This window comes from Companilactobacillus bobalius (assembly GCF_009764355.1).
The window spans coordinates 782,779-798,700 of record NZ_LNUA01000032.1 but is presented as its reverse complement, the minus strand read 5'-3'; the positions used below and the strand labels follow the sequence as shown (position 1 = coordinate 798,700).

Sequence of the window (15,922 nt, the reverse complement as noted above, 5' to 3'; positions counted from 1 at the left end):
TTCAGCAAAACGAGATTAGTTTAACATACAATTATAATTATTTAAAATAAATAGTATATAATTTTGGAATATCGAAGAAGAACGGCTTCACCAAAATAAAACTTTACATTCTGGATAATTGACTAGTTTTAAATTTTAAAGCTATTAGAATGGGGGTCAAAGAAGTGAGTTACATATAGGAAATAGAAACTATGTCAATTCACTTGAAATTTGAAGGGAGTATTTATTATGGACGAATGTAAGGAGAAAGATTTAACTAGAACTTATGATATGGACGATATCGACGATTTATTGTGCGAACTGGATGACTCGAAGATCAGAATCAATGCTTTGATGGATTACAATTTGAAAATCAAGCGCATTAATGATGATCAAATCAACAAAAATATGGTGTCGCATGAATATCAACGACTGAGTCCGATCATCGAACTTTTGAATACTGAGATTTTTGAATCAATCGATAAATCCATCGACATTTTGGAATCTAACGTTAAGAAACAAAGTAAATAAGGATGAGCTTGACCGAAAAAAGTACATCTTGGCTGTTGTTTCAGTAGGGATGTTCTTTTTTTCGGGAAAAATACGGTTATATTTATAAGGAATAGCTGATTACTATTGACATTACAGCGTTTTTTTTATAACATTTTATTGTTGTTTAATACTTTTAATCATTAATGGGCATTCGCCAAATGGTAAGGCAGCGGACTCTGAATCCGCAATTTATTGGTTCGAACCCAATATGCCCAATGTATACACCAAGAAACCCTTATTATATCAAGGGTCTCAGCGCTTGAAACCGAAAATGTGGCACAAATTGTGGCACAGCTAGAAATTTACGTAATTCGCGTATTTCTGGGCGGTTTCTTTTTTTTGCTTTGAAGTAACTTCCGTGTAAATATCCATGGTTGTTTTATAGTTTTTATGGCCTAACTGTGATTGTACTTCTTTAATGGTTGCACCAGCTTCAAAAGCCAGTGTAGCAAAAGTACGCCTAAATCCATGAACTGTAATGTATTTCAAATCAAAACGATCAATGGTATCTACTAACCATTTACGTGGTGTGGTTGGTACGAACATTTCATTTTTTGTGTTTGAAAAGACTAATTGATTATTGCCAGTAGCATTGAATCCTAACATCAACAATTGTTTTCTTTGTTCATTACGCCAATGCTTTAGTATCTCCATAGTTTTAGGGTCAACATCCACAGTTCTGATACTTGTGGGTGTTTTAGGAGTATTAACTAACAGACGTCCATGTTCGCCCTGTGACTGAGTTTTATTGATACTAATCTGGTTAGTTTCAAAGTTGACATCAGTCCACAAGAGGGCAAGAGATTCACCTTTACGCATACCTGTAAACGCAAGAACTCTAAAGTAAACTTCTGCAATACTATTATCCATATCATGAAGACATTCAAAGAAATGTTTGAGTTCGGGTAGATCATAATAGTTTTCAGCCATAGTTTTTATTTGAGAGGTATTAACAGGCAAGATAACTCTATCAGCTGGGTTGTTTTCAATTATTTGCATCTTGTAAGCCCATGTTAAAACACGGTTAATGTAGTTATAGAATCTTTTATATCGTGTTAAACTTTGCTTAAACCATTTATTTATTGCTAGTTGGATTTGTACAGTAGTCAATTTCGATATTTTTGTTTTACCAATTTCTGGTAAAATATGAAGTGTAAAATGTTCATCAGTTTTGGAATAGGTAGATTCCTTGACTGTTAACTTGTACTGATCGAACCATTTAAGGTAAATATCCTTAAACGATAAATTTCTATATTGAGAGAAGCTTCTATTATTAAATTCCAATTGTGCTTGGGTTAATAATTTTAAAGCTTCTTTTTTTGTTGCAATACCGCTTTTAGATACTCGTACTTGTTTTCCAGTGACTTCATCATAGCCAAGGAATGTTCTGAATTTATATGCTGTGGTTCCGTTTTTCTTTTTATATTTAGTTATTTCACTCATTTTATTTTCTCCTAAGTTTGCGTGGGAGCAGAGTTTAAGAGAGTAAGTAAGGGCATCACCTCCTTAATTTTGATGTTAAATATACACAGTCATCATGCTATACGTGATATAATATTATATGGAATATATTAGGAGGACTATATGAATTTAACATCATTAATATCATCACTTATAGTTTCTGGTAGTTTAGGGTATTTAAATTTTGTTATTCTACTCAAACAAGGAACCATAAATTATTATAAAAATAATAACGACGAGAAGAAGATACTACTGGTCTTCTTTGGTGGAATGAACTATTTTTTGTATTTGTTAATAGGTAGTTTTAATTCAAATGTAAGACAAGGTGATTATTTAGCGATATCACTGAATATCTTATATGTGGCTTTAGTAAGTCTTTTAATTTCTTTTGCAATTGCCCCATGGATTGTTCGGCTTGCTAATTATATTATAAATAAAATTAGAGATAGAAAGGGTATCGGTGAAATAGACACCCTTTCAGCTAATGATTATTTCTTCCAGTCTAGTGAGGTTCAAAGAATTTATGTATTTAATTTAAAAAATGAATTAGTAACATGTGGATACTTGGAGTATTCTCCTAGTACAGATTTCTCAGAAAATAGTTTGGTATTGGTTCCTTTTGAAAATGAAGATTATGAAAAGAATTATGCTGAAGTAAAAAGGGATGCTAGAAAGTATAAATCGAGAGAGCTATTTAATGCCGACCTTGGACTAAAAATAATAGATTTGTATTAGTCCTTTTTCTTTGGATCATTGATACTTGGTTTATTTTTTACGTTATCTGGTACCTTGCTTTTGATACCAAAGTTAGCTCTTTTCTCCACATCGTCGTGGCGAGTATTCATATCTTTTCTTAAATTATTATCATCGCTCATAATAGAGCCCTTCCAGTCACGCTTAATGGCGTGGCTTTTTTAATTTTGGTAAAAATAAATAAGCCTACATGAGACTTATTTACAATTATTTAGTTCCAACGGCTTCTTTTTGAAGGTAATATCATTAATATAAAGAACCAAATTGTACCGATTACTGGAATCAAATCGATTAATAACCACCAGCCTGAACGATCGGTGTCATGTAATCTACGAACCTTTACTGTAAATGTTCCTATCCAAACGATGATACTTATAATATAAAGCGCCCAGTTTGCTGTCAAATCGGTGAGGTTATATATGTCCTCAATTGGGTGCCCCATCATTTTTTGAATGATGCTAATAATCAAACCAGACAAGATATAATTTATGATTACTGGCCACCAATAATCAGAGCGAGAACTAGTGCTTGAAAAATTAAAAATATTATTCCAGAATTTTTTATATGAGCTTATCATTATAAATGTCCCCTTTGTTTTCAGCTTTTAATGTCGTTCAGTATTTGGACTGAAAGCCTACTTGAGACTTAGATTTATTTTTTAAATGCTAGATAAAGAAAAATAACAAATATAGCCAACGCCAGAAGTCCACTATGGAACATCGTAATTGCAAATATTGGAGCAAATATTGCAATCACAAGAAAGCATCCACCGCGATTTATTTTGTTTTCATATTCAGCACGACCATCTTTATATGCCTTTTTTGTTACTTCATATTTTCGTTTTTCATCATCATTCACAATAATCTCCCCTTAACATCATTTGTGATAGACAGCAATTTTATCAGGCATTGTTAAAATAACATGTTTGTCCGAATAGCTTTCACTAATACCTGAATTTATTTGAGCATCGTTAATTTTACTTGAACCATTCAAAGCAACTTGAGCGGTCAATTTATTATGTAAACGAATTTTCTTCTTGGATTTTGTAACTAGTAAGAAGTATTGACTACTATGTTTAGTGGGCGTTAACAATACATGATATTGTTTCATTGAATCAGCACCTACATCTTTTACATAGAACTTATTCAATGTAACAGTGCCAAATAAGTCATTGTCTGAATATTGAGACATGTTTGTTATATCAAATTTAGATTTAATATTTGGATAATCAGAATTTGGTGACAACTTTTTAACCGTTTTAGTATCATCCGATGCATAAACATTTATTGTCGATATGGTTTCTAAACTAGCCGTCGCACTCATTAATATAGCCATACCAGTGATTAATAGTTTGTTATACTTATTCATAATTTCCCCCATAAATATATATTTAATCAGTATAAGTATATCAGAAGGGATGGATTAAAAATCACATTACAGCCATTTTTCTTTTGGCAATGTATTCATATCTCAATGGAATACAGAATTGCTGTAGAAACATAATATAGCTATTGAAGTGGATATCATAATCTTTACAATATTGTAGTAGTAAATCTATGGCTACCTTATTAGCAGCACTTTCAGCATTAATTTTTCCCACACTAGACTTGTCATACATATAGCAAGAATCACCATTAAGCATATGACCAATCTCATGAGCTACCACCATTGGTAGTTCCTTTTGCTTGTACCAATTCGTATTAATAAACATCATGTTACGTTCTGGTATAGCTAAGGAAGGCCAATCAGAATCTATTCCATTAAGTAGTTCGAATCCTATGTGATGATCTAGTGCGTAATTCAGTAAGTAAGTTGTAACATCACTCATATATTATTTTCCCCCGTCTAAGATACGCCTAATCATTTCTAATTCCTCCGGTGGTATTTCTCTACCACCATAACTCATAACAGTGTAATCGTCTTGCATCGCATCTTTGATATCTACTTTCTTAGACTTAGTGTTAACATCCGGATCATCGGTTTTACCCAATAGGTAGTCTACAGATACGTGTAAAACATTAGCAACCTTAGATAGGCTTTCAGTACTAGGCGTTTTAGTTTTCCAATGATATATGGAATTTGTGCCTAAGCCAGCTTTGTCATTTAGTTTTGTTAGGGAATACCCCTGTTCTTTTGAAACTTTTTTAATTCGTTCAAACGTTGTCATAACAATGTTCTCCATAAGTTTGACGAATTTAATTAGCACAAATGCGTAAATACACTTGCAAAATTAGCATTTGTGCGTAATAATTAATTCATCAAGTAATTGAGCAACAAAAACAAACGACCACCGATACAATGCTTTGGCGAGAATTGCGGTAGTAATAGGGTTTAAATTGCTTATTTGGTATGCCTTCATATTAGCACCTGTGCTAATTGAGGTCAATAACTTGATGAAAAAATAACAGTAAAGGGGGAAAAGAAATTGTATTCATATCAAAAGATGAATCCATACCTTTCATACGAAATGTTCTCTGATAAAGATTTAGTTGATCAGCTACTAACAGTGGTAAACAGATCTGGTAAATCATATGAGACAAAAGAAAAAGCACTCCATCTGGTAAATGAAATGCTTTTCTATGAATTAGTTAATTCAAATACACGAGATACTAGTCATCAAGAGAAATCGCAGAAACCTTTTGGATTCTAATCACTAGAAAATCTAAGTGTTTTTCAGTACCAAGTATAGATACATCGTTCAAGATTATAAAATCTTTAGAATTTGAATTTTTAGCACGCATCTCAGAAAACTCTTTTATTAATGGGTTATCAATTTTTTCTAAATCATTTTTCAATGGCAGCCCAGTAACAAAGGTTGAATCAATTCCAATAATTATTCTTTTGTTCTTTTTCAATGCATCTTTTTGAAAAAATGCAACAGAATCTAATATTGAATCGGTCATATTTTTCACCTCGAATATATATGAATTAATCAAATTATAACAATAGAAAGGAGTGAGAAAGATGAATGATCAAAAGTATTGGTTCATGTTAGGAATATCTACCATTCTTTCAATATTTGCTCTGGTGTTAGGCATTCTGCAGTTGATAGGTTAACTTCATAAGGTTCGAAATCGGTTTCAATTTTTACCTCGAATATATGGAATAAACAAATTATAACAATAGAAAGGAGTGAGAAAGATGGAAGAACAAGAAAAAGCTTTAACTACCATTAATAGTCAAAGCTTCAACAAATTTAATTTGGATATATTGATTGATGAGAAACAATCAGAAAAATCAATAAAGGCCCTTAATCAAGCTCTAAAAAGTTCTTTAAAGCAAGTCTAACTAGGTTATCTACACGTTGTTGCTGATAGATGTGTTCAGTATTAAAGGCGATATCCTCTTCACTATCAGTATTTTTTAAAGCAATTTTACCTATTTGATCCATATTATCTTTTGAATCAAATGATTCATTAAATTGCTTTATGAATTCATCAAATTTTTTATCAAATTCTTGTTCAGTCATACTTTTCACCTCGAATATATATGGAATAAACAAATTATAACAATAGAAAGGAGTTGATTACATGCCAGAACAACAATTTGCAAAGGTAGCACATGACATTGAACGATCAATTAAGATTGCATTGCTTAATCGAGATATGACTCAAAAAGAGTTAGCTGAATTGATTCATGCTAATCCACAGCAACTAAATAGAGCTATTAAAGGTGACATGACACCTAAATCACGTGAACTACGTGAACAAGTAGCACGAGTTTTAAATCTATAAAAAAGAGGGAAGTAAATAATGAATAACTTACAGGAGTTTAATTTTAAAGGAAACAATGTACGAACGGTACAAATTGATAACGCACCTTATTTTGTTGGTAACGACATTACAAATACCTTGAAATATAAAAATGGACGTAAAGCCATAAGCGATCACGTTGATGTCGAAGATGTGAGGGAGGAACGAATCGTTACACCCTCTGGTATTCAAAAAATGAAAGTCATTAATGAATCAGGACTTTACAGTTTGATTCTTTCCAGCAAGTTACCAGCCGCAAAAGAATTCAAACGTTGGGTTACATCAGAAGTCCTACCAACTATCAGAAAACATGGTGCTTACTTAACTGATTCCGCAATTGAGCAAACGTTGACTGATCCTGATTACTTAATCAAATTAGCCACACAGCTAAAAACTGAACGCGAAGGCAGATTGATTGCTGAACAACAAGTAGCAGAGGACAGACCAAAAGTTACTTATTATGACAAAGTTCTTGCTAATCCATCATTAGTAACTATAACTATCATTGCTAAAGATTATGGGATGAGTGGTAGAGAAATGAACGCTAAACTTCATGAACTTGGAATTCAATATAAACAAGGTAAAACGTGGTTGCTTTATTCTAAATATCAACATAATGGTTGGACTCATTCAGATACAACGATGGTTAAACGAAAAGATGGAACTGAAAAGGCTGTTTTAAACACTAAGTGGACTCAAAAAGGTCGTTTAGGACTATATGAAGTTCTTAAGCAGCACAATATTTATCCTATGATTGAACAACTTATGGAGGTCTAACCAATGGATAACCTTAAAGGCTGGATATGGGCAATTTTCATAGTATTTTATCCGTTTATTGAAATAGGAATAATAATAATTTTACTTTTGATGATGTTTTTCTTATTTTTTTAAATTCAATAAAAGAATAAGAAGTGTAGTAATTACAGTTACCGCTACTGGAACAAGAATACTTTTTAAAAAGAAAAGAACTAATGTAGTTTTCCAAGATTCAAAAAATTTCATTAACTTAGCAGTTGGACGAAACCCGTATATCCCAGTTGCTGTCATAAAACCAGAAAAAAAACCGTTAATGGAATCAATGTAACCAAGTCTATATAAATATTCCAAATTTAATTGATCATCATATTTTGGAAATTTTTTTCTAATATCAAGTGCATTAGGTTTATTTCCATTTTTGGTTTCAGAAACGATGTAATTCATGATTCTAATAGATGCTATATCTAATTTTTGTTCCATAATTATTTTTCCTCATATTTAGGTTAATTAATAAAATTATAGCATTGAGAAAAAGGAGGTCTAAACAATGGGAGAAATTAGACCAATTGAAATGTTGCTAAGCGAACGACAGTTTCAAATATTGATAGATCAAGTCATTAAAGCTTTAACACGTAAATGGCTACGAACTAAAGACTTACCGAACTATTTAAGCATGGCTGACAGTACGATTCGCAAGAATTTACCAGGGCTACCATTCCATGTAATAGATGGCATCAAGCTTTATGATCCGAATGAAATAGACGATTACATTAAAGATTTATAAAAAAAAAACAAGTGTGGGAGCGAGTTTTATGAGAAGCATATCAATACCAGCAATCGTGTGGGTGCCAGTAGCAATAATTGCGATTGTCAGTTTAACCATATACATGATGATTGGCGATAATTTCAGTAAGTTTTTACATAAATATACAGACTTTTATATGTAAGGAGGGATGTTATGAGTGCATTAAAAAAAGTCATCACAGGAATACATGAGTGGCTTAGAGATTTTGATTTTGACTGGGAAGTAGTAGGAATGATTTTACAAGGAATATCAGTACTTTGCTGGATTGCAGTGGCCGTAATGGAGAGTATTAAATGAAGAAAGAACTAATAGATAGTAGTAAGGAATTCAATGACGATTGGGATAAAGTTAGTCAATATATTATGAAAACATATGAGAAGGAGTTTCATCATTTTCCGAACTCCATTGATCTCGTGGTAAGCGATGGTTCTCAAAGAATTGAAATTCACTTATGAGGAGGTAACCATATGAAAAATAAATTAAGCAAAGTGTTACCAAGCATAATATCGGGAATAATATGGTTGATTTTAGGCTATCTACTAGCCAAATTTACCAAGTAAATAACCAATAACACCAGTTACTGTTCCAGTTATTATTGGATAAAGAATTTTATCCTTCCAATGATTCTTACGTTTTTCAATCGCTTTAGATAATTCATTTTTACCATCTACGGTTAGTACATAAGATGTGGGATACAGTGTCTCTTTATTATCATCCCATTCCATTGTCGCAAGGATTAATTCATCTTTATACATTAAATCTTGAAGTATTTGATTGTTGTAATAGTAGTCCGGATCAGTATTAATACTATTTTCTTTAACTTGTTTTAACAATTTCATTTGTTCTTTAGAAAGCTCCATTATTATCACTTCCTTTCTCAAGGAAAATTATATCAAAGAAGATGAGTACATGGATAACTTCGATGCGTGGCTAAGAAATGAGCCATTGCCAGAAGAAGAATACGACAAAGTAGGTGACTGTGAACCATACGACTACTTAGAGGACGAAAAAATGGAGGAAAACGATGACAGAAATTAATCAAGATGTTTTAGATATCAATGAGGCATTGAACCGATATAAGGACACAAGCGAGTCCGTTGGATATGCTGATGGTTCGATTGCTGAAGTAATGAGTGAACGTGACAATGCTAATAATCTAGACGATAAAGAAGCGTATTCAAATATGATTGAACGTACAGACGCCATGAAAGCAATGATCAAAGACGACCAGGCTAAAGCACGAGAAGACGTCAAACGGGCTTTTGAGCACTACTACTCATAGAAGGGAAGTGAGAGTGTGGTAACAATCAGTGAGCACGTAAATCGTGTAATTATGGCATCCATCCACTACCGCAACAGGCAACTATTGTTTCATTGGATTATGTCTGATCGTAATCGTGAGAAATACCACGAAACTGCTAGAAAATTAAAGCAACAAAAAAACGCCTGTCTGACGGCAATCAGAATGGGCGCATACATTAACTAACATTTAGTTAAATTATACCACAGAAGGAGTACGAAAATGAGCGTTTATAAATTAACAGGAAAATTGTTAGATTTACAAAATCATGCTGATGATATTGATCCCACCACATTTGATGACACTGCTGATTCAATCAAGCTTAACTTAGGCAGTGAATACGATGACGTAATGAATTTAATTACTAATCTCAAATCTGATGTAGATGGAATTGACTCCGAGAAAAAACGTCTTACATTACGAAAAAATGCAATTAACAAAAACATTGCATATCTACGTAACATAATTGCACAAAGTATTAACGCAAGTGGCCAGACTAAGGTTAAAACTGCTAGTCACACTTACAGTGTTCCGGGAACATTCAAATACGAAGTAGTAGTTAATAAAGATACATTACCAAGTTCTTATTTCGTTATGAAACCACAAACTGATAATGCATTGATCAAAGAAGACTTGTTGAAAGGAAAAGTTGTTGGTGACGGTAAATTAGTTAAATCGTTACGAATGACAATTAGATAAATGGAAATAGTAAAAGCAGCAGATATTACTAAAGGAAAAGATTTTTCAGTGTTGATTTATGCACAACCAGGAACTGGTAAGACAACCACTGCTAAGTATTTGCCTGGTAAAACACTTGTAATCGATGTGGATAGAACAACCAATGTCCTATCTGGACTACCAAATATTGATATTGTTTACCTTGATACAATTCATCCAGCAATTAAGACAAAGCAATTGTTGAAAGACATTCATGATAACTACTTAGATAAGTATGACAATATTTTCTTTGATAACCTTTCGGAATTTGAACAATCATGGTTCGGTGAAAAGGCTAATGAAAGTAAAACTAAGTCTGGTAAAGATATGGGAACTCCACAGAAAGGAGATTACAACCAATACACATATTATCTCCACGATATGATTCAGTATATTAACAGTTGGCAAAATGTTAATAAGATTTACACAGCTTGGGAAGGCAATCGAGAAATTATTTCCCCAGAAGGTCAATCGTTCACGCAACTGATTCCTGATATTAGAGAAAAGTCAGTTAATAAAATCATGGGACTTATGAACGTCGTCGCTAGATTAGTTATCAATGATGAGACAAAGAAACGTGGTTACTTACTAGCACCGACACCAGCTTATTACGTTAAGAATCAAATTGATAATCGTTCATTTGCATTACAAGGTGATTTGTTTAAGTGGGGTGAAACAACTGATGACGAAAACACATCTAAAGAGTAAGCATCCACTTTATGGAGTTTGGAATGGAATGAAACAGAGATGCAATAATCCCAATCAAACTAAATATAAAAATTACGGTGCTAGAGGAATTCATTTATGTGAGAACTGGCAAAATAATTTTGAAACTTTCTTCAATTGGTCAATATTAAACGGATATTCGTACGGGTTAACCATTGATCGTATTGATGTGAATGGAAATTATGAGCCAAACAATTGTAGATGGGTCAGTCAAAAAGTACAGCAAAACAATAGAAGTAACAACCATTTAATTACAGATGAGAATGGAGTTACAAAAACCTTAGCAGAATGGGCTGATAGTGCAAAAGTAACCGAAGTGGCTTTGGCTAGAAGAATTAAAAACGGAATGAGTGTTAATGAGGCTATAACAAAAGGCAATTTGCATCCAAAGTTTATAACTATTAATGGCGAAACACACAACTTAAAAGAGTGGGGAGCTATAAAGGGATATAGACGGGGACTGATACCCTCAAGAATTGAACGTGGTTGGAATCCCGTAAAAGCAGTGTTAACACCACCACGTAAAGGCAATTATGTTCATTCTTAGAAACTATCAAAACAAACTGATCAATGACTTAAAGAATTCCTTAGTTCACGGTAATCACAATGTAGTGGTTCAATCCCCAGCTGGTTCAGGTAAGACAGTAACAATGGCTGCTATTGCTAAGAGTGCTACTGACAAGCACAACAACGTTCTATTCGTTGTTCATAGACGAGAGATTGTTGAACAAGTTAAGCAGACGTTTAAAGCATACGGAGTTGATATGACTCTCTGCTATGTGGGTATGGTGCAGACAGTAACAAGGCGATTGGAAAAATTAGACAAACCGCAGTTAATTCTTGTTGATGAATGTCACCATGCACTAGCTAAATCATACACTCGAATATTTGATTATTTTAAGCAAGCTAACGTTGTGGGATTCACAGCTACACCTATTAGATTATCCGGACAAGGATTATCAAAAGTGTTTGATGATTTAATACTAGGTCCACAGATTGATTGGTTAATTGATAATAATTTCTTGGCGCCTTATGAATACTATTCAGTCAAGTTAATTGATGATAAGAAATTGAAGAAAAATTCAACTGGAGATTTTAGTTCTAAATCTATGGATAGTGCATCTAAAAATATTATCTATGGGGATGTCATCAAAACATACAAGCGAGTCGCTAGCAATACTAAAACTATCATCTATACACACAACGTTGAATCAAGTATCAAGGTCGCAAAGGAATTTAATGATGCCGGTTTTAAAGCATTACAAGTTGATGGTAAGACACCAAAAGATAAACGCAAGCAAATCATGGATGATTTTAGAAGTGGCAAAGTAACAATCCTGGTCAATGCTGAGCTATACGGTGAGGGTGTGGACGTTCCAGATTGTCAAACAGTAATAATGCTACGTCCCACCGAATCGCTATCACTATTCATCCAACAATCAATGCGTTGCATGAGATATCGTCCAAATAAAACGGCAACGATTATTGATCACGTTGCAAACTATACAAGATTCGGATTACCTGATACTCCTAGAAAATGGAGCTTAGAGGGACGAGACAAGAAGAAAAATAGTGGGAATAGTTCAATTGCTATCAGAACATGTCCACATTGCTTTGCCGTAATATCAGCAGCTTATAGCACTTGTCCCATATGTGGCTATGAAATTGGAGTAGAGAACAAAGAATTAAAAGTAGACAAGTCAGTGAAAGTTGAAAAAATTGGTAAAGATTTTCACTTTAAAACTGATTATGAAAAGGTCCGATACAGCAAGATGGACCCGAAAGATGCAACGAGTTTTAGAGATTTACAGAAGATTGGCAAAGCCCGTGGTTATAAGCCTGGTTGGTCATTCTTTCAAGCAAAGGTACGTGGATTCGTACATCAATAACAAAGGAGACAAATTAAATGTCCAGAATAGATATAGAGAATGGGGTAAAAATCGGGTATGAAGTACTTAGTGAATATCCATCCGATGGCGACAGCTGTTTAACTGAAATTACAATAGATAGTGATGGCGGAAATTTTGGGTCATACGTTGATTCAAAAGGAAAAACACATTTAGTATTTCGCGGAACAATAGAATTTGAAAATTTGCGTGATGGATTAAAGTTCATTCTTAATAAATTAAACGATCAATATAACGGGGGAAACAATTAAATGTCATTTATCAAAACAAATTACTCAAAGAACCAAGAAAAGAAATATACACCGCTGCCAACAGGCGATTATGAAATGATTATCGAGTCAGCACAAGAAAGAGCAACTAAGAACGGTGCGGAATCACTTCAATTAAAACTAGTTGTTCGTAACGATCTTGATGGTGCAAGTGAATTGCAAAAGAAACATCATAACCGAAGCGTATTCATGGATAACTGGAAACGTAAAGCAACCAATCAATACGATATGCAAGGTTTCCAATATATCTTAGACGCTTGCAAGATTCCAGAAGGTACAGATATTCCAGATGTTCAGTCTTTCATGGATATCATTTCAAGAAAGCCGGTACTTGTTCATGTTGAAAAGACAACCGATACGTACAACGGTAAAGAACGAGAAATCAATCAAATTGCACCATGGGGAATCAGTCAAACTAAGTTCCCAGACGTTCAACACAAATTTAAAGATCCTAACCCAGTAAATGAGAAAGCACCGGAAGTGTCAGACAGCGACCTTCCATTCTAGGAGGTAACTAATGGCAGAGAAGTTAGTAACAAACTATGACCAAATACCACAAGAAATACGCGACTTAAAACAATGGGGACTATTCAAACTAAAGTGGGTTCCCGAACGTCAGAAAAATACTAAAATTCCTTACAACGCTATCAATGGTGAAAAAGCCCAGAGCAATAATGCAGACACGTGGACCACTTTTGATCAAGCTAGAGCAGAGTTGGAATTGAATAAGGATTTTGACGGATTGAGTTTCTTTTTTGCTAACGGATATGCCGGAATTGATATTGACCATGTGGAAGACGACATTCTCAGATACAGACAAGGTGACTATGAAGAAAACATCGTTGCAGAGTTCATGAACGCCACCAGATCGTATACAGAAATCAGTCAATCAGGCGCAGGAATTCACATCATTATCAAGGGTGAGATACCTGGGAGCAGAAGACGTAAGAATAACATTGAGATGTACGATAATGGTCGTTTCTTCGCTCTCACAGGCAATAGTTTTGGTAGTAGTAAAACTATAAGCAAAGCTAATATAAACGCTCTGTACGACAGATATTTAGCTGAGAAGAAGATTGTTCCACTAAGAACTTCCACAGATTTAGAGCCTAATAATCTATCGGAATTCGAGATCATTAAAAAGGCTATCGATAGTAAAAGCGGTCAGAATTTCAAAGCTCTAATGTATGGCGGTTGGGAACCACTATATGGCTCTCAATCAGAAGCGGACTTGGCACTAGCAAACTACCTAGCATTTTGGACTGGTAGAGATTTTGGAAAGATGGATGCTATATTCCGTCAATCGGTATTGTATCGAGAGAAGTGGGACGAGAAACACGGTAAAACTACATACGGCGTAGCAACTCTGAACAAAGCTATCAATGATACAAACAATGTTTTCACCAATCCTGAACATAGAACAGTTAAACATTACAACCTTGAATTCATGAAAGAACCTGACAAGGAATTGCCAAGACGTTCATGGGACGATACCGGTGAAGCCGATAGAGTAATTGATCAGTTTGGTGATTTAATTAAATACTCTTATATCAACAAGTGCTGGTACATATTCAATGGCAGTTATTGGGAAGTTGACCAATCAGGCAAGATACATCAATTAATTGATGCTATGACAGAAAGCATTGGAAAAGAAAAAATTGAAATCCCAGCTAATGCAGAGGAAAAAGAAGAAGCTGCTATCAAAAAAGCATTCGATAAATTCGTTAAGCACTCACGTAGTAATTCAGCTAAAAAGGCTGTCATGGACGAATTAAAACACAGAGTGCCAGTCGCACCGAATGAGTTTGATATTGATAAAACACTATTAAACGCAAGTAACGGTTATATCGATTTAGCAAGTGGAGAGCTACATGACCATGATATAAATAAATTGTTTAGCAAAGAAGCGAATGTAGAGTATTCCGATAAAGCAAGTTGTGATGAATGGATTAAGTTTTTAGATCAAATATTCGACCACAATCAAGAACTAATTGATTACGTTCAAACGGCTGTCGGATATTCAATGACTGGTTCAATCAAAGAACAAATTATGTTTATCCTTTACGGGAATGGTCGAAATGGTAAGTCAGTATTCCTAGAAACGATCAGCAATATTTTAGGAACATATGCAAAGACTATTCAAGCAAGTTCAATCATGGTCAAGCAAAACTCTGGTGGTCCGAATTCGGACATTGCCAGACTGGCGGGAGCTAGACTGGTAACCAGTTCTGAACCAAATGAAGGTTTAAGAATGGACGAAGGATTAGTTAAGCAATTGACTGGTGGAGATAAAGTTGTAGCACGTCAATTGTACGGTAAGGAATTTGAGTTTGAACCTGAATTTAAACTCTGGTTAGCAACTAACCACAAGCCTATTATCCGTGGTACTGACGATGGTATATGGAGACGTATCAGATTGATTCCATTTACGGTGCAGATTCCTGATGATCAAGTTGATAAAGACTTGAAGTACAAATTAGCTCGTGAATCAATTGGAATACTCAACTGGGCTGTTGACGGAGCATTGAAGTGGCAACAACATGGCCTCCACACTCCAAGAGTGATAGAGAGTGCAAGTGAAGGTTATCGTGAAGAAATGGATGTATTAAGTCAGTTTGTATCAGAATCATGTGATACAGGTACCGAATACACGATAAACGCTAGTCAGTTATACAAACTTTATAAGTCATGGGCTGAAGACAACGTTCAATATCAAATGAGTAATACGAAGTTTGGTAGAGAAATGACTAATCGCTTTAAGAAAGTTCATACCCGTGCAGGAGCAATATACAAAGGACTAAAAGTTAAAAGTGACACCAGATTGAACTGGATGGATCAAAAATAAATATGTGACGGGATTGTGATGTGTATGTTTCACAGGCTATCGGTTGGTACTGTAAGTGTTTCACAGCTATATATATACTGTGACGGGTTACTTCTTTAAA

30 protein-coding genes and 1 tRNA gene are annotated in these 15,922 nt (G+C 34.2%); 20 read left to right on the top strand and 11 right to left on the bottom strand.

Annotation, left to right across the window (positions count from 1 at the left end; all coding sequences use genetic code 11):
• Positions 1 to 228: 228 nt before the first annotated feature.
• Both ATN92_RS11175 and ATN92_RS11170 read left to right on the top strand, forming a co-directional pair.
• Positions 229 to 510 carry a hypothetical protein gene (locus ATN92_RS11175; RefSeq protein ID WP_056950210.1) on the top strand — a complete coding sequence of 94 codons (282 nt, stop codon included), beginning with the start codon at positions 229 to 231 and terminating at the stop codon, positions 508 to 510.
• 165 nt (positions 511 to 675) lie between these two features.
• Positions 676 to 747 (top strand) — tRNA-Gln (locus ATN92_RS11170).
• Positions 748 to 825: 78 nt separating this feature from the next.
• Here ATN92_RS11170 and ATN92_RS11165 read toward each other — a convergent pair.
• Positions 826 to 1,974, bottom strand: a complete 1,149-nt coding sequence (locus ATN92_RS11165) for a site-specific integrase (RefSeq protein WP_056950206.1) — start codon at positions 1,972 to 1,974, stop codon at positions 826 to 828.
• A gap of 141 nt (positions 1,975 to 2,115) precedes the next feature.
• Here ATN92_RS11165 and ATN92_RS11160 point away from each other — a divergent pair, with 141 nt between their 5' ends.
• Positions 2,116 to 2,727, top strand: coding sequence for a hypothetical protein (locus tag ATN92_RS11160; RefSeq protein ID WP_056950203.1), 612 nt, complete (start codon positions 2,116 to 2,118; stop codon positions 2,725 to 2,727).
• Here the strand turns inward: ATN92_RS11160 and ATN92_RS11155 are convergent.
• The 6 genes from ATN92_RS11155 to ATN92_RS11130 form a co-directional block, all read right to left on the bottom strand.
• A complete protein-coding gene (locus ATN92_RS11155) occupies positions 2,724 to 2,867 on the bottom strand; it encodes a hypothetical protein (protein ID WP_156638737.1) in 144 nt (47 codons plus the stop codon). The two genes, ATN92_RS11160 and ATN92_RS11155, sit on opposite strands and share 4 nt — an antisense overlap.
• Positions 2,868 to 2,956: 89 nt before the next feature.
• Complete coding sequence (locus ATN92_RS11150; protein WP_056950199.1) at positions 2,957 to 3,322, bottom strand: DUF805 domain-containing protein; 366 nt, start codon at positions 3,320 to 3,322, stop codon at positions 2,957 to 2,959.
• A 74-nt stretch (positions 3,323 to 3,396) separates the two neighbouring features.
• Complete coding sequence (locus tag ATN92_RS11145; protein WP_056950196.1) at positions 3,397 to 3,603, bottom strand: hypothetical protein; 207 nt, start codon at positions 3,601 to 3,603, stop codon at positions 3,397 to 3,399.
• An 18-nt stretch (positions 3,604 to 3,621) separates the two neighbouring features.
• Complete coding sequence (locus ATN92_RS11140) at positions 3,622 to 4,113, bottom strand: hypothetical protein (RefSeq protein WP_056950193.1); 492 nt, start codon at positions 4,111 to 4,113, stop codon at positions 3,622 to 3,624.
• A gap of 61 nt (positions 4,114 to 4,174) precedes the next feature.
• Positions 4,175 to 4,573, bottom strand: coding sequence for a M48 family metalloprotease (locus ATN92_RS11135; protein WP_056950191.1), 399 nt, complete (start codon positions 4,571 to 4,573; stop codon positions 4,175 to 4,177).
• A gap of 3 nt (positions 4,574 to 4,576) precedes the next feature.
• Positions 4,577 to 4,912, bottom strand: coding sequence for a helix-turn-helix domain-containing protein (locus ATN92_RS11130; protein ID WP_056950188.1), 336 nt, complete (start codon positions 4,910 to 4,912; stop codon positions 4,577 to 4,579).
• Between the two features lie 258 nt (positions 4,913 to 5,170).
• Here ATN92_RS11130 and ATN92_RS11125 point away from each other — a divergent pair, with 258 nt between their 5' ends.
• Positions 5,171 to 5,395, top strand: a complete 225-nt coding sequence (locus tag ATN92_RS11125; protein WP_143444271.1) for a hypothetical protein — start codon at positions 5,171 to 5,173, stop codon at positions 5,393 to 5,395.
• On the opposite strand, the gene ATN92_RS11120 is transcribed toward ATN92_RS11125, so the two are convergent.
• Positions 5,355 to 5,648, bottom strand: coding sequence for a hypothetical protein (locus tag ATN92_RS11120; RefSeq protein WP_056950184.1), 294 nt, complete (start codon positions 5,646 to 5,648; stop codon positions 5,355 to 5,357). The two genes, ATN92_RS11125 and ATN92_RS11120, sit on opposite strands and share 41 nt — an antisense overlap.
• A 238-nt stretch (positions 5,649 to 5,886) precedes the next feature.
• Between ATN92_RS11120 and ATN92_RS11115 the strand changes: the two genes are divergently transcribed.
• Positions 5,887 to 6,033, top strand: coding sequence for a hypothetical protein (locus ATN92_RS11115; protein WP_156638736.1), 147 nt, complete (start codon positions 5,887 to 5,889; stop codon positions 6,031 to 6,033).
• Here ATN92_RS11115 and ATN92_RS11110 read toward each other — a convergent pair.
• On the bottom strand, positions 5,996 to 6,214 hold the full coding sequence (locus tag ATN92_RS11110) for a hypothetical protein (protein ID WP_056950181.1): 219 nt from the start codon (positions 6,212 to 6,214) through the stop codon (positions 5,996 to 5,998). The genes ATN92_RS11115 and ATN92_RS11110 overlap by 38 nt on opposite strands.
• Positions 6,215 to 6,275: 61 nt before the next feature.
• On the opposite strand from ATN92_RS11110, the gene ATN92_RS11105 reads away from it, so the two are divergent.
• Both ATN92_RS11105 and ATN92_RS11100 read left to right on the top strand, forming a co-directional pair.
• Complete coding sequence (locus ATN92_RS11105) at positions 6,276 to 6,479, top strand: helix-turn-helix domain-containing protein (RefSeq protein ID WP_054642070.1); 204 nt, start codon at positions 6,276 to 6,278, stop codon at positions 6,477 to 6,479.
• 18 nt (positions 6,480 to 6,497) lie between these two features.
• Positions 6,498 to 7,274: a phage antirepressor gene (locus ATN92_RS11100; RefSeq protein ID WP_056950178.1), complete on the top strand. Its 777-nt coding sequence runs from the start codon at positions 6,498 to 6,500 to the stop codon at positions 7,272 to 7,274.
• A gap of 102 nt (positions 7,275 to 7,376) precedes the next feature.
• Here ATN92_RS11100 and ATN92_RS11095 read toward each other — a convergent pair whose 3' ends face one another.
• On the bottom strand, positions 7,377 to 7,733 hold the full coding sequence (locus tag ATN92_RS11095; protein ID WP_056950174.1) for a hypothetical protein: 357 nt from the start codon (positions 7,731 to 7,733) through the stop codon (positions 7,377 to 7,379).
• 67 nt (positions 7,734 to 7,800) lie between these two features.
• Here ATN92_RS11095 and ATN92_RS11090 point away from each other — a divergent pair, with 67 nt between their 5' ends.
• Genes ATN92_RS11090 through ATN92_RS11080 form a run of 4 tightly spaced genes read left to right on the top strand, consistent with a single transcriptional unit; the run spans position 7,801 to position 8,513 of the window.
• Positions 7,801 to 8,037 carry a hypothetical protein gene (locus ATN92_RS11090; RefSeq protein ID WP_056950171.1) on the top strand — a complete coding sequence of 79 codons (237 nt, stop codon included), beginning with the start codon at positions 7,801 to 7,803 and terminating at the stop codon, positions 8,035 to 8,037.
• Positions 8,038 to 8,065: 28 nt separating this feature from the next.
• Complete coding sequence (locus ATN92_RS19115; protein WP_256970480.1) at positions 8,066 to 8,200, top strand: hypothetical protein; 135 nt, start codon at positions 8,066 to 8,068, stop codon at positions 8,198 to 8,200.
• Between the two features lie 11 nt (positions 8,201 to 8,211).
• A complete protein-coding gene (locus ATN92_RS11085; protein WP_156638735.1) occupies positions 8,212 to 8,355 on the top strand; it encodes a hypothetical protein in 144 nt (47 codons plus the stop codon).
• Positions 8,352 to 8,513, top strand: a complete 162-nt coding sequence (locus ATN92_RS11080; RefSeq protein WP_156638734.1) for a hypothetical protein — start codon at positions 8,352 to 8,354, stop codon at positions 8,511 to 8,513. Before ATN92_RS11085 ends, ATN92_RS11080 begins: the two co-directional genes overlap by 4 nt.
• A gap of 84 nt (positions 8,514 to 8,597) precedes the next feature.
• Here the strand turns inward: ATN92_RS11080 and ATN92_RS11075 are convergent, their stop codons facing one another.
• Entirely contained in the window at positions 8,598 to 8,918 is a 321-nt protein-coding gene (locus ATN92_RS11075; RefSeq protein ID WP_056950168.1) for a hypothetical protein, read from the bottom strand.
• Positions 8,919 to 8,967: 49 nt separating this feature from the next.
• Here ATN92_RS11075 and ATN92_RS19110 point away from each other — a divergent pair, with 49 nt between their 5' ends.
• The 9 genes from ATN92_RS19110 (at position 8,968) to ATN92_RS11035 (ending at position 15,822) form a co-directional block, all read left to right on the top strand.
• The gene (locus ATN92_RS19110; protein WP_256970566.1) at positions 8,968 to 9,096 is read left to right on the top strand and encodes a hypothetical protein; all 129 of its coding nucleotides are present in this window, start codon (positions 8,968 to 8,970) and stop codon (positions 9,094 to 9,096) included.
• Positions 9,083 to 9,340, top strand: coding sequence for a hypothetical protein (locus tag ATN92_RS11070; RefSeq protein ID WP_056950165.1), 258 nt, complete (start codon positions 9,083 to 9,085; stop codon positions 9,338 to 9,340). Before ATN92_RS19110 ends, ATN92_RS11070 begins: the two co-directional genes overlap by 14 nt.
• Before the next feature lie 240 nt (positions 9,341 to 9,580).
• Positions 9,581 to 10,057, top strand: coding sequence for a siphovirus Gp157 family protein (locus ATN92_RS11065; RefSeq protein ID WP_056950162.1), 477 nt, complete (start codon positions 9,581 to 9,583; stop codon positions 10,055 to 10,057).
• Positions 10,058 to 10,783 carry an AAA family ATPase gene (locus tag ATN92_RS11060; RefSeq protein ID WP_056950159.1) on the top strand — a complete coding sequence of 242 codons (726 nt, stop codon included), beginning with the start codon at positions 10,058 to 10,060 and terminating at the stop codon, positions 10,781 to 10,783.
• A complete protein-coding gene (locus tag ATN92_RS11055) occupies positions 10,758 to 11,348 on the top strand; it encodes a hypothetical protein (RefSeq protein WP_056950156.1) in 591 nt (196 codons plus the stop codon). Before ATN92_RS11060 ends, ATN92_RS11055 begins: the two co-directional genes overlap by 26 nt.
• Entirely contained in the window at positions 11,335 to 12,690 is a 1,356-nt protein-coding gene (locus ATN92_RS11050) for a DEAD/DEAH box helicase (RefSeq protein ID WP_056950153.1), read from the top strand. Before ATN92_RS11055 ends, ATN92_RS11050 begins: the two co-directional genes overlap by 14 nt.
• Positions 12,691 to 12,707: 17 nt before the next feature.
• Complete coding sequence (locus ATN92_RS11045; RefSeq protein ID WP_056950151.1) at positions 12,708 to 12,959, top strand: hypothetical protein; 252 nt, start codon at positions 12,708 to 12,710, stop codon at positions 12,957 to 12,959.
• On the top strand, positions 12,960 to 13,484 hold the full coding sequence (locus ATN92_RS11040) for a DUF669 domain-containing protein (RefSeq protein ID WP_056950147.1): 525 nt from the start codon (positions 12,960 to 12,962) through the stop codon (positions 13,482 to 13,484).
• Between the two features lie 10 nt (positions 13,485 to 13,494).
• On the top strand, positions 13,495 to 15,822 hold the full coding sequence (locus ATN92_RS11035) for a phage/plasmid primase, P4 family (protein WP_056950144.1): 2,328 nt from the start codon (positions 13,495 to 13,497) through the stop codon (positions 15,820 to 15,822).
• The last annotated feature ends 100 nt before the right edge of the window (positions 15,823 to 15,922 follow it).

Excerpts from the sequence above, each read along its gene's own strand:
- ATN92_RS11175 (WP_056950210.1), top strand. The coding sequence starts at position 229 with ATGGACGAATGTAAGGAGAAAGATTTAACTAGAACTTATGATATGGAC.
- ATN92_RS11165 (WP_056950206.1), bottom strand. The coding sequence starts at position 1,974 with ATGAGTGAAATAACTAAATATAAAAAGAAAAACGGAACCACAGCATAT.
- ATN92_RS11160 (WP_056950203.1), top strand. The coding sequence starts at position 2,116 with ATGAATTTAACATCATTAATATCATCACTTATAGTTTCTGGTAGTTTA.
- ATN92_RS11155 (WP_156638737.1), bottom strand. The coding sequence starts at position 2,867 with ATGAGCGATGATAATAATTTAAGAAAAGATATGAATACTCGCCACGAC.
- ATN92_RS11150 (WP_056950199.1), bottom strand. The coding sequence starts at position 3,322 with ATGATAAGCTCATATAAAAAATTCTGGAATAATATTTTTAATTTTTCA.
- ATN92_RS11140 (WP_056950193.1), bottom strand. The coding sequence starts at position 4,113 with ATGAATAAGTATAACAAACTATTAATCACTGGTATGGCTATATTAATG.
- ATN92_RS11135 (WP_056950191.1), bottom strand. The coding sequence starts at position 4,573 with ATGAGTGATGTTACAACTTACTTACTGAATTACGCACTAGATCATCAC.
- ATN92_RS11130 (WP_056950188.1), bottom strand. The coding sequence starts at position 4,912 with ATGACAACGTTTGAACGAATTAAAAAAGTTTCAAAAGAACAGGGGTAT.
- ATN92_RS11120 (WP_056950184.1), bottom strand. The coding sequence starts at position 5,648 with ATGACCGATTCAATATTAGATTCTGTTGCATTTTTTCAAAAAGATGCA.
- ATN92_RS11115 (WP_156638736.1), top strand. The coding sequence starts at position 5,887 with ATGGAAGAACAAGAAAAAGCTTTAACTACCATTAATAGTCAAAGCTTC.
- ATN92_RS11110 (WP_056950181.1), bottom strand. The coding sequence starts at position 6,214 with ATGACTGAACAAGAATTTGATAAAAAATTTGATGAATTCATAAAGCAA.
- ATN92_RS11105 (WP_054642070.1), top strand. The coding sequence starts at position 6,276 with ATGCCAGAACAACAATTTGCAAAGGTAGCACATGACATTGAACGATCA.
- ATN92_RS11100 (WP_056950178.1), top strand. The coding sequence starts at position 6,498 with ATGAATAACTTACAGGAGTTTAATTTTAAAGGAAACAATGTACGAACG.
- ATN92_RS11095 (WP_056950174.1), bottom strand. The coding sequence starts at position 7,733 with ATGGAACAAAAATTAGATATAGCATCTATTAGAATCATGAATTACATC.
- ATN92_RS11090 (WP_056950171.1), top strand. The coding sequence starts at position 7,801 with ATGGGAGAAATTAGACCAATTGAAATGTTGCTAAGCGAACGACAGTTT.
- ATN92_RS19115 (WP_256970480.1), top strand. The coding sequence starts at position 8,066 with ATGAGAAGCATATCAATACCAGCAATCGTGTGGGTGCCAGTAGCAATA.
- ATN92_RS11085 (WP_156638735.1), top strand. The coding sequence starts at position 8,212 with ATGAGTGCATTAAAAAAAGTCATCACAGGAATACATGAGTGGCTTAGA.
- ATN92_RS11080 (WP_156638734.1), top strand. The coding sequence starts at position 8,352 with ATGAAGAAAGAACTAATAGATAGTAGTAAGGAATTCAATGACGATTGG.
- ATN92_RS11075 (WP_056950168.1), bottom strand. The coding sequence starts at position 8,918 with ATGGAGCTTTCTAAAGAACAAATGAAATTGTTAAAACAAGTTAAAGAA.
- ATN92_RS19110 (WP_256970566.1), top strand. The coding sequence starts at position 8,968 with ATGGATAACTTCGATGCGTGGCTAAGAAATGAGCCATTGCCAGAAGAA.
- ATN92_RS11070 (WP_056950165.1), top strand. The coding sequence starts at position 9,083 with ATGACAGAAATTAATCAAGATGTTTTAGATATCAATGAGGCATTGAAC.
- ATN92_RS11065 (WP_056950162.1), top strand. The coding sequence starts at position 9,581 with ATGAGCGTTTATAAATTAACAGGAAAATTGTTAGATTTACAAAATCAT.
- ATN92_RS11060 (WP_056950159.1), top strand. The coding sequence starts at position 10,058 with ATGGAAATAGTAAAAGCAGCAGATATTACTAAAGGAAAAGATTTTTCA.
- ATN92_RS11055 (WP_056950156.1), top strand. The coding sequence starts at position 10,758 with ATGACGAAAACACATCTAAAGAGTAAGCATCCACTTTATGGAGTTTGG.
- ATN92_RS11050 (WP_056950153.1), top strand. The coding sequence starts at position 11,335 with ATGTTCATTCTTAGAAACTATCAAAACAAACTGATCAATGACTTAAAG.
- ATN92_RS11045 (WP_056950151.1), top strand. The coding sequence starts at position 12,708 with ATGTCCAGAATAGATATAGAGAATGGGGTAAAAATCGGGTATGAAGTA.
- ATN92_RS11040 (WP_056950147.1), top strand. The coding sequence starts at position 12,960 with ATGTCATTTATCAAAACAAATTACTCAAAGAACCAAGAAAAGAAATAT.
- ATN92_RS11035 (WP_056950144.1), top strand. The coding sequence starts at position 13,495 with ATGGCAGAGAAGTTAGTAACAAACTATGACCAAATACCACAAGAAATA.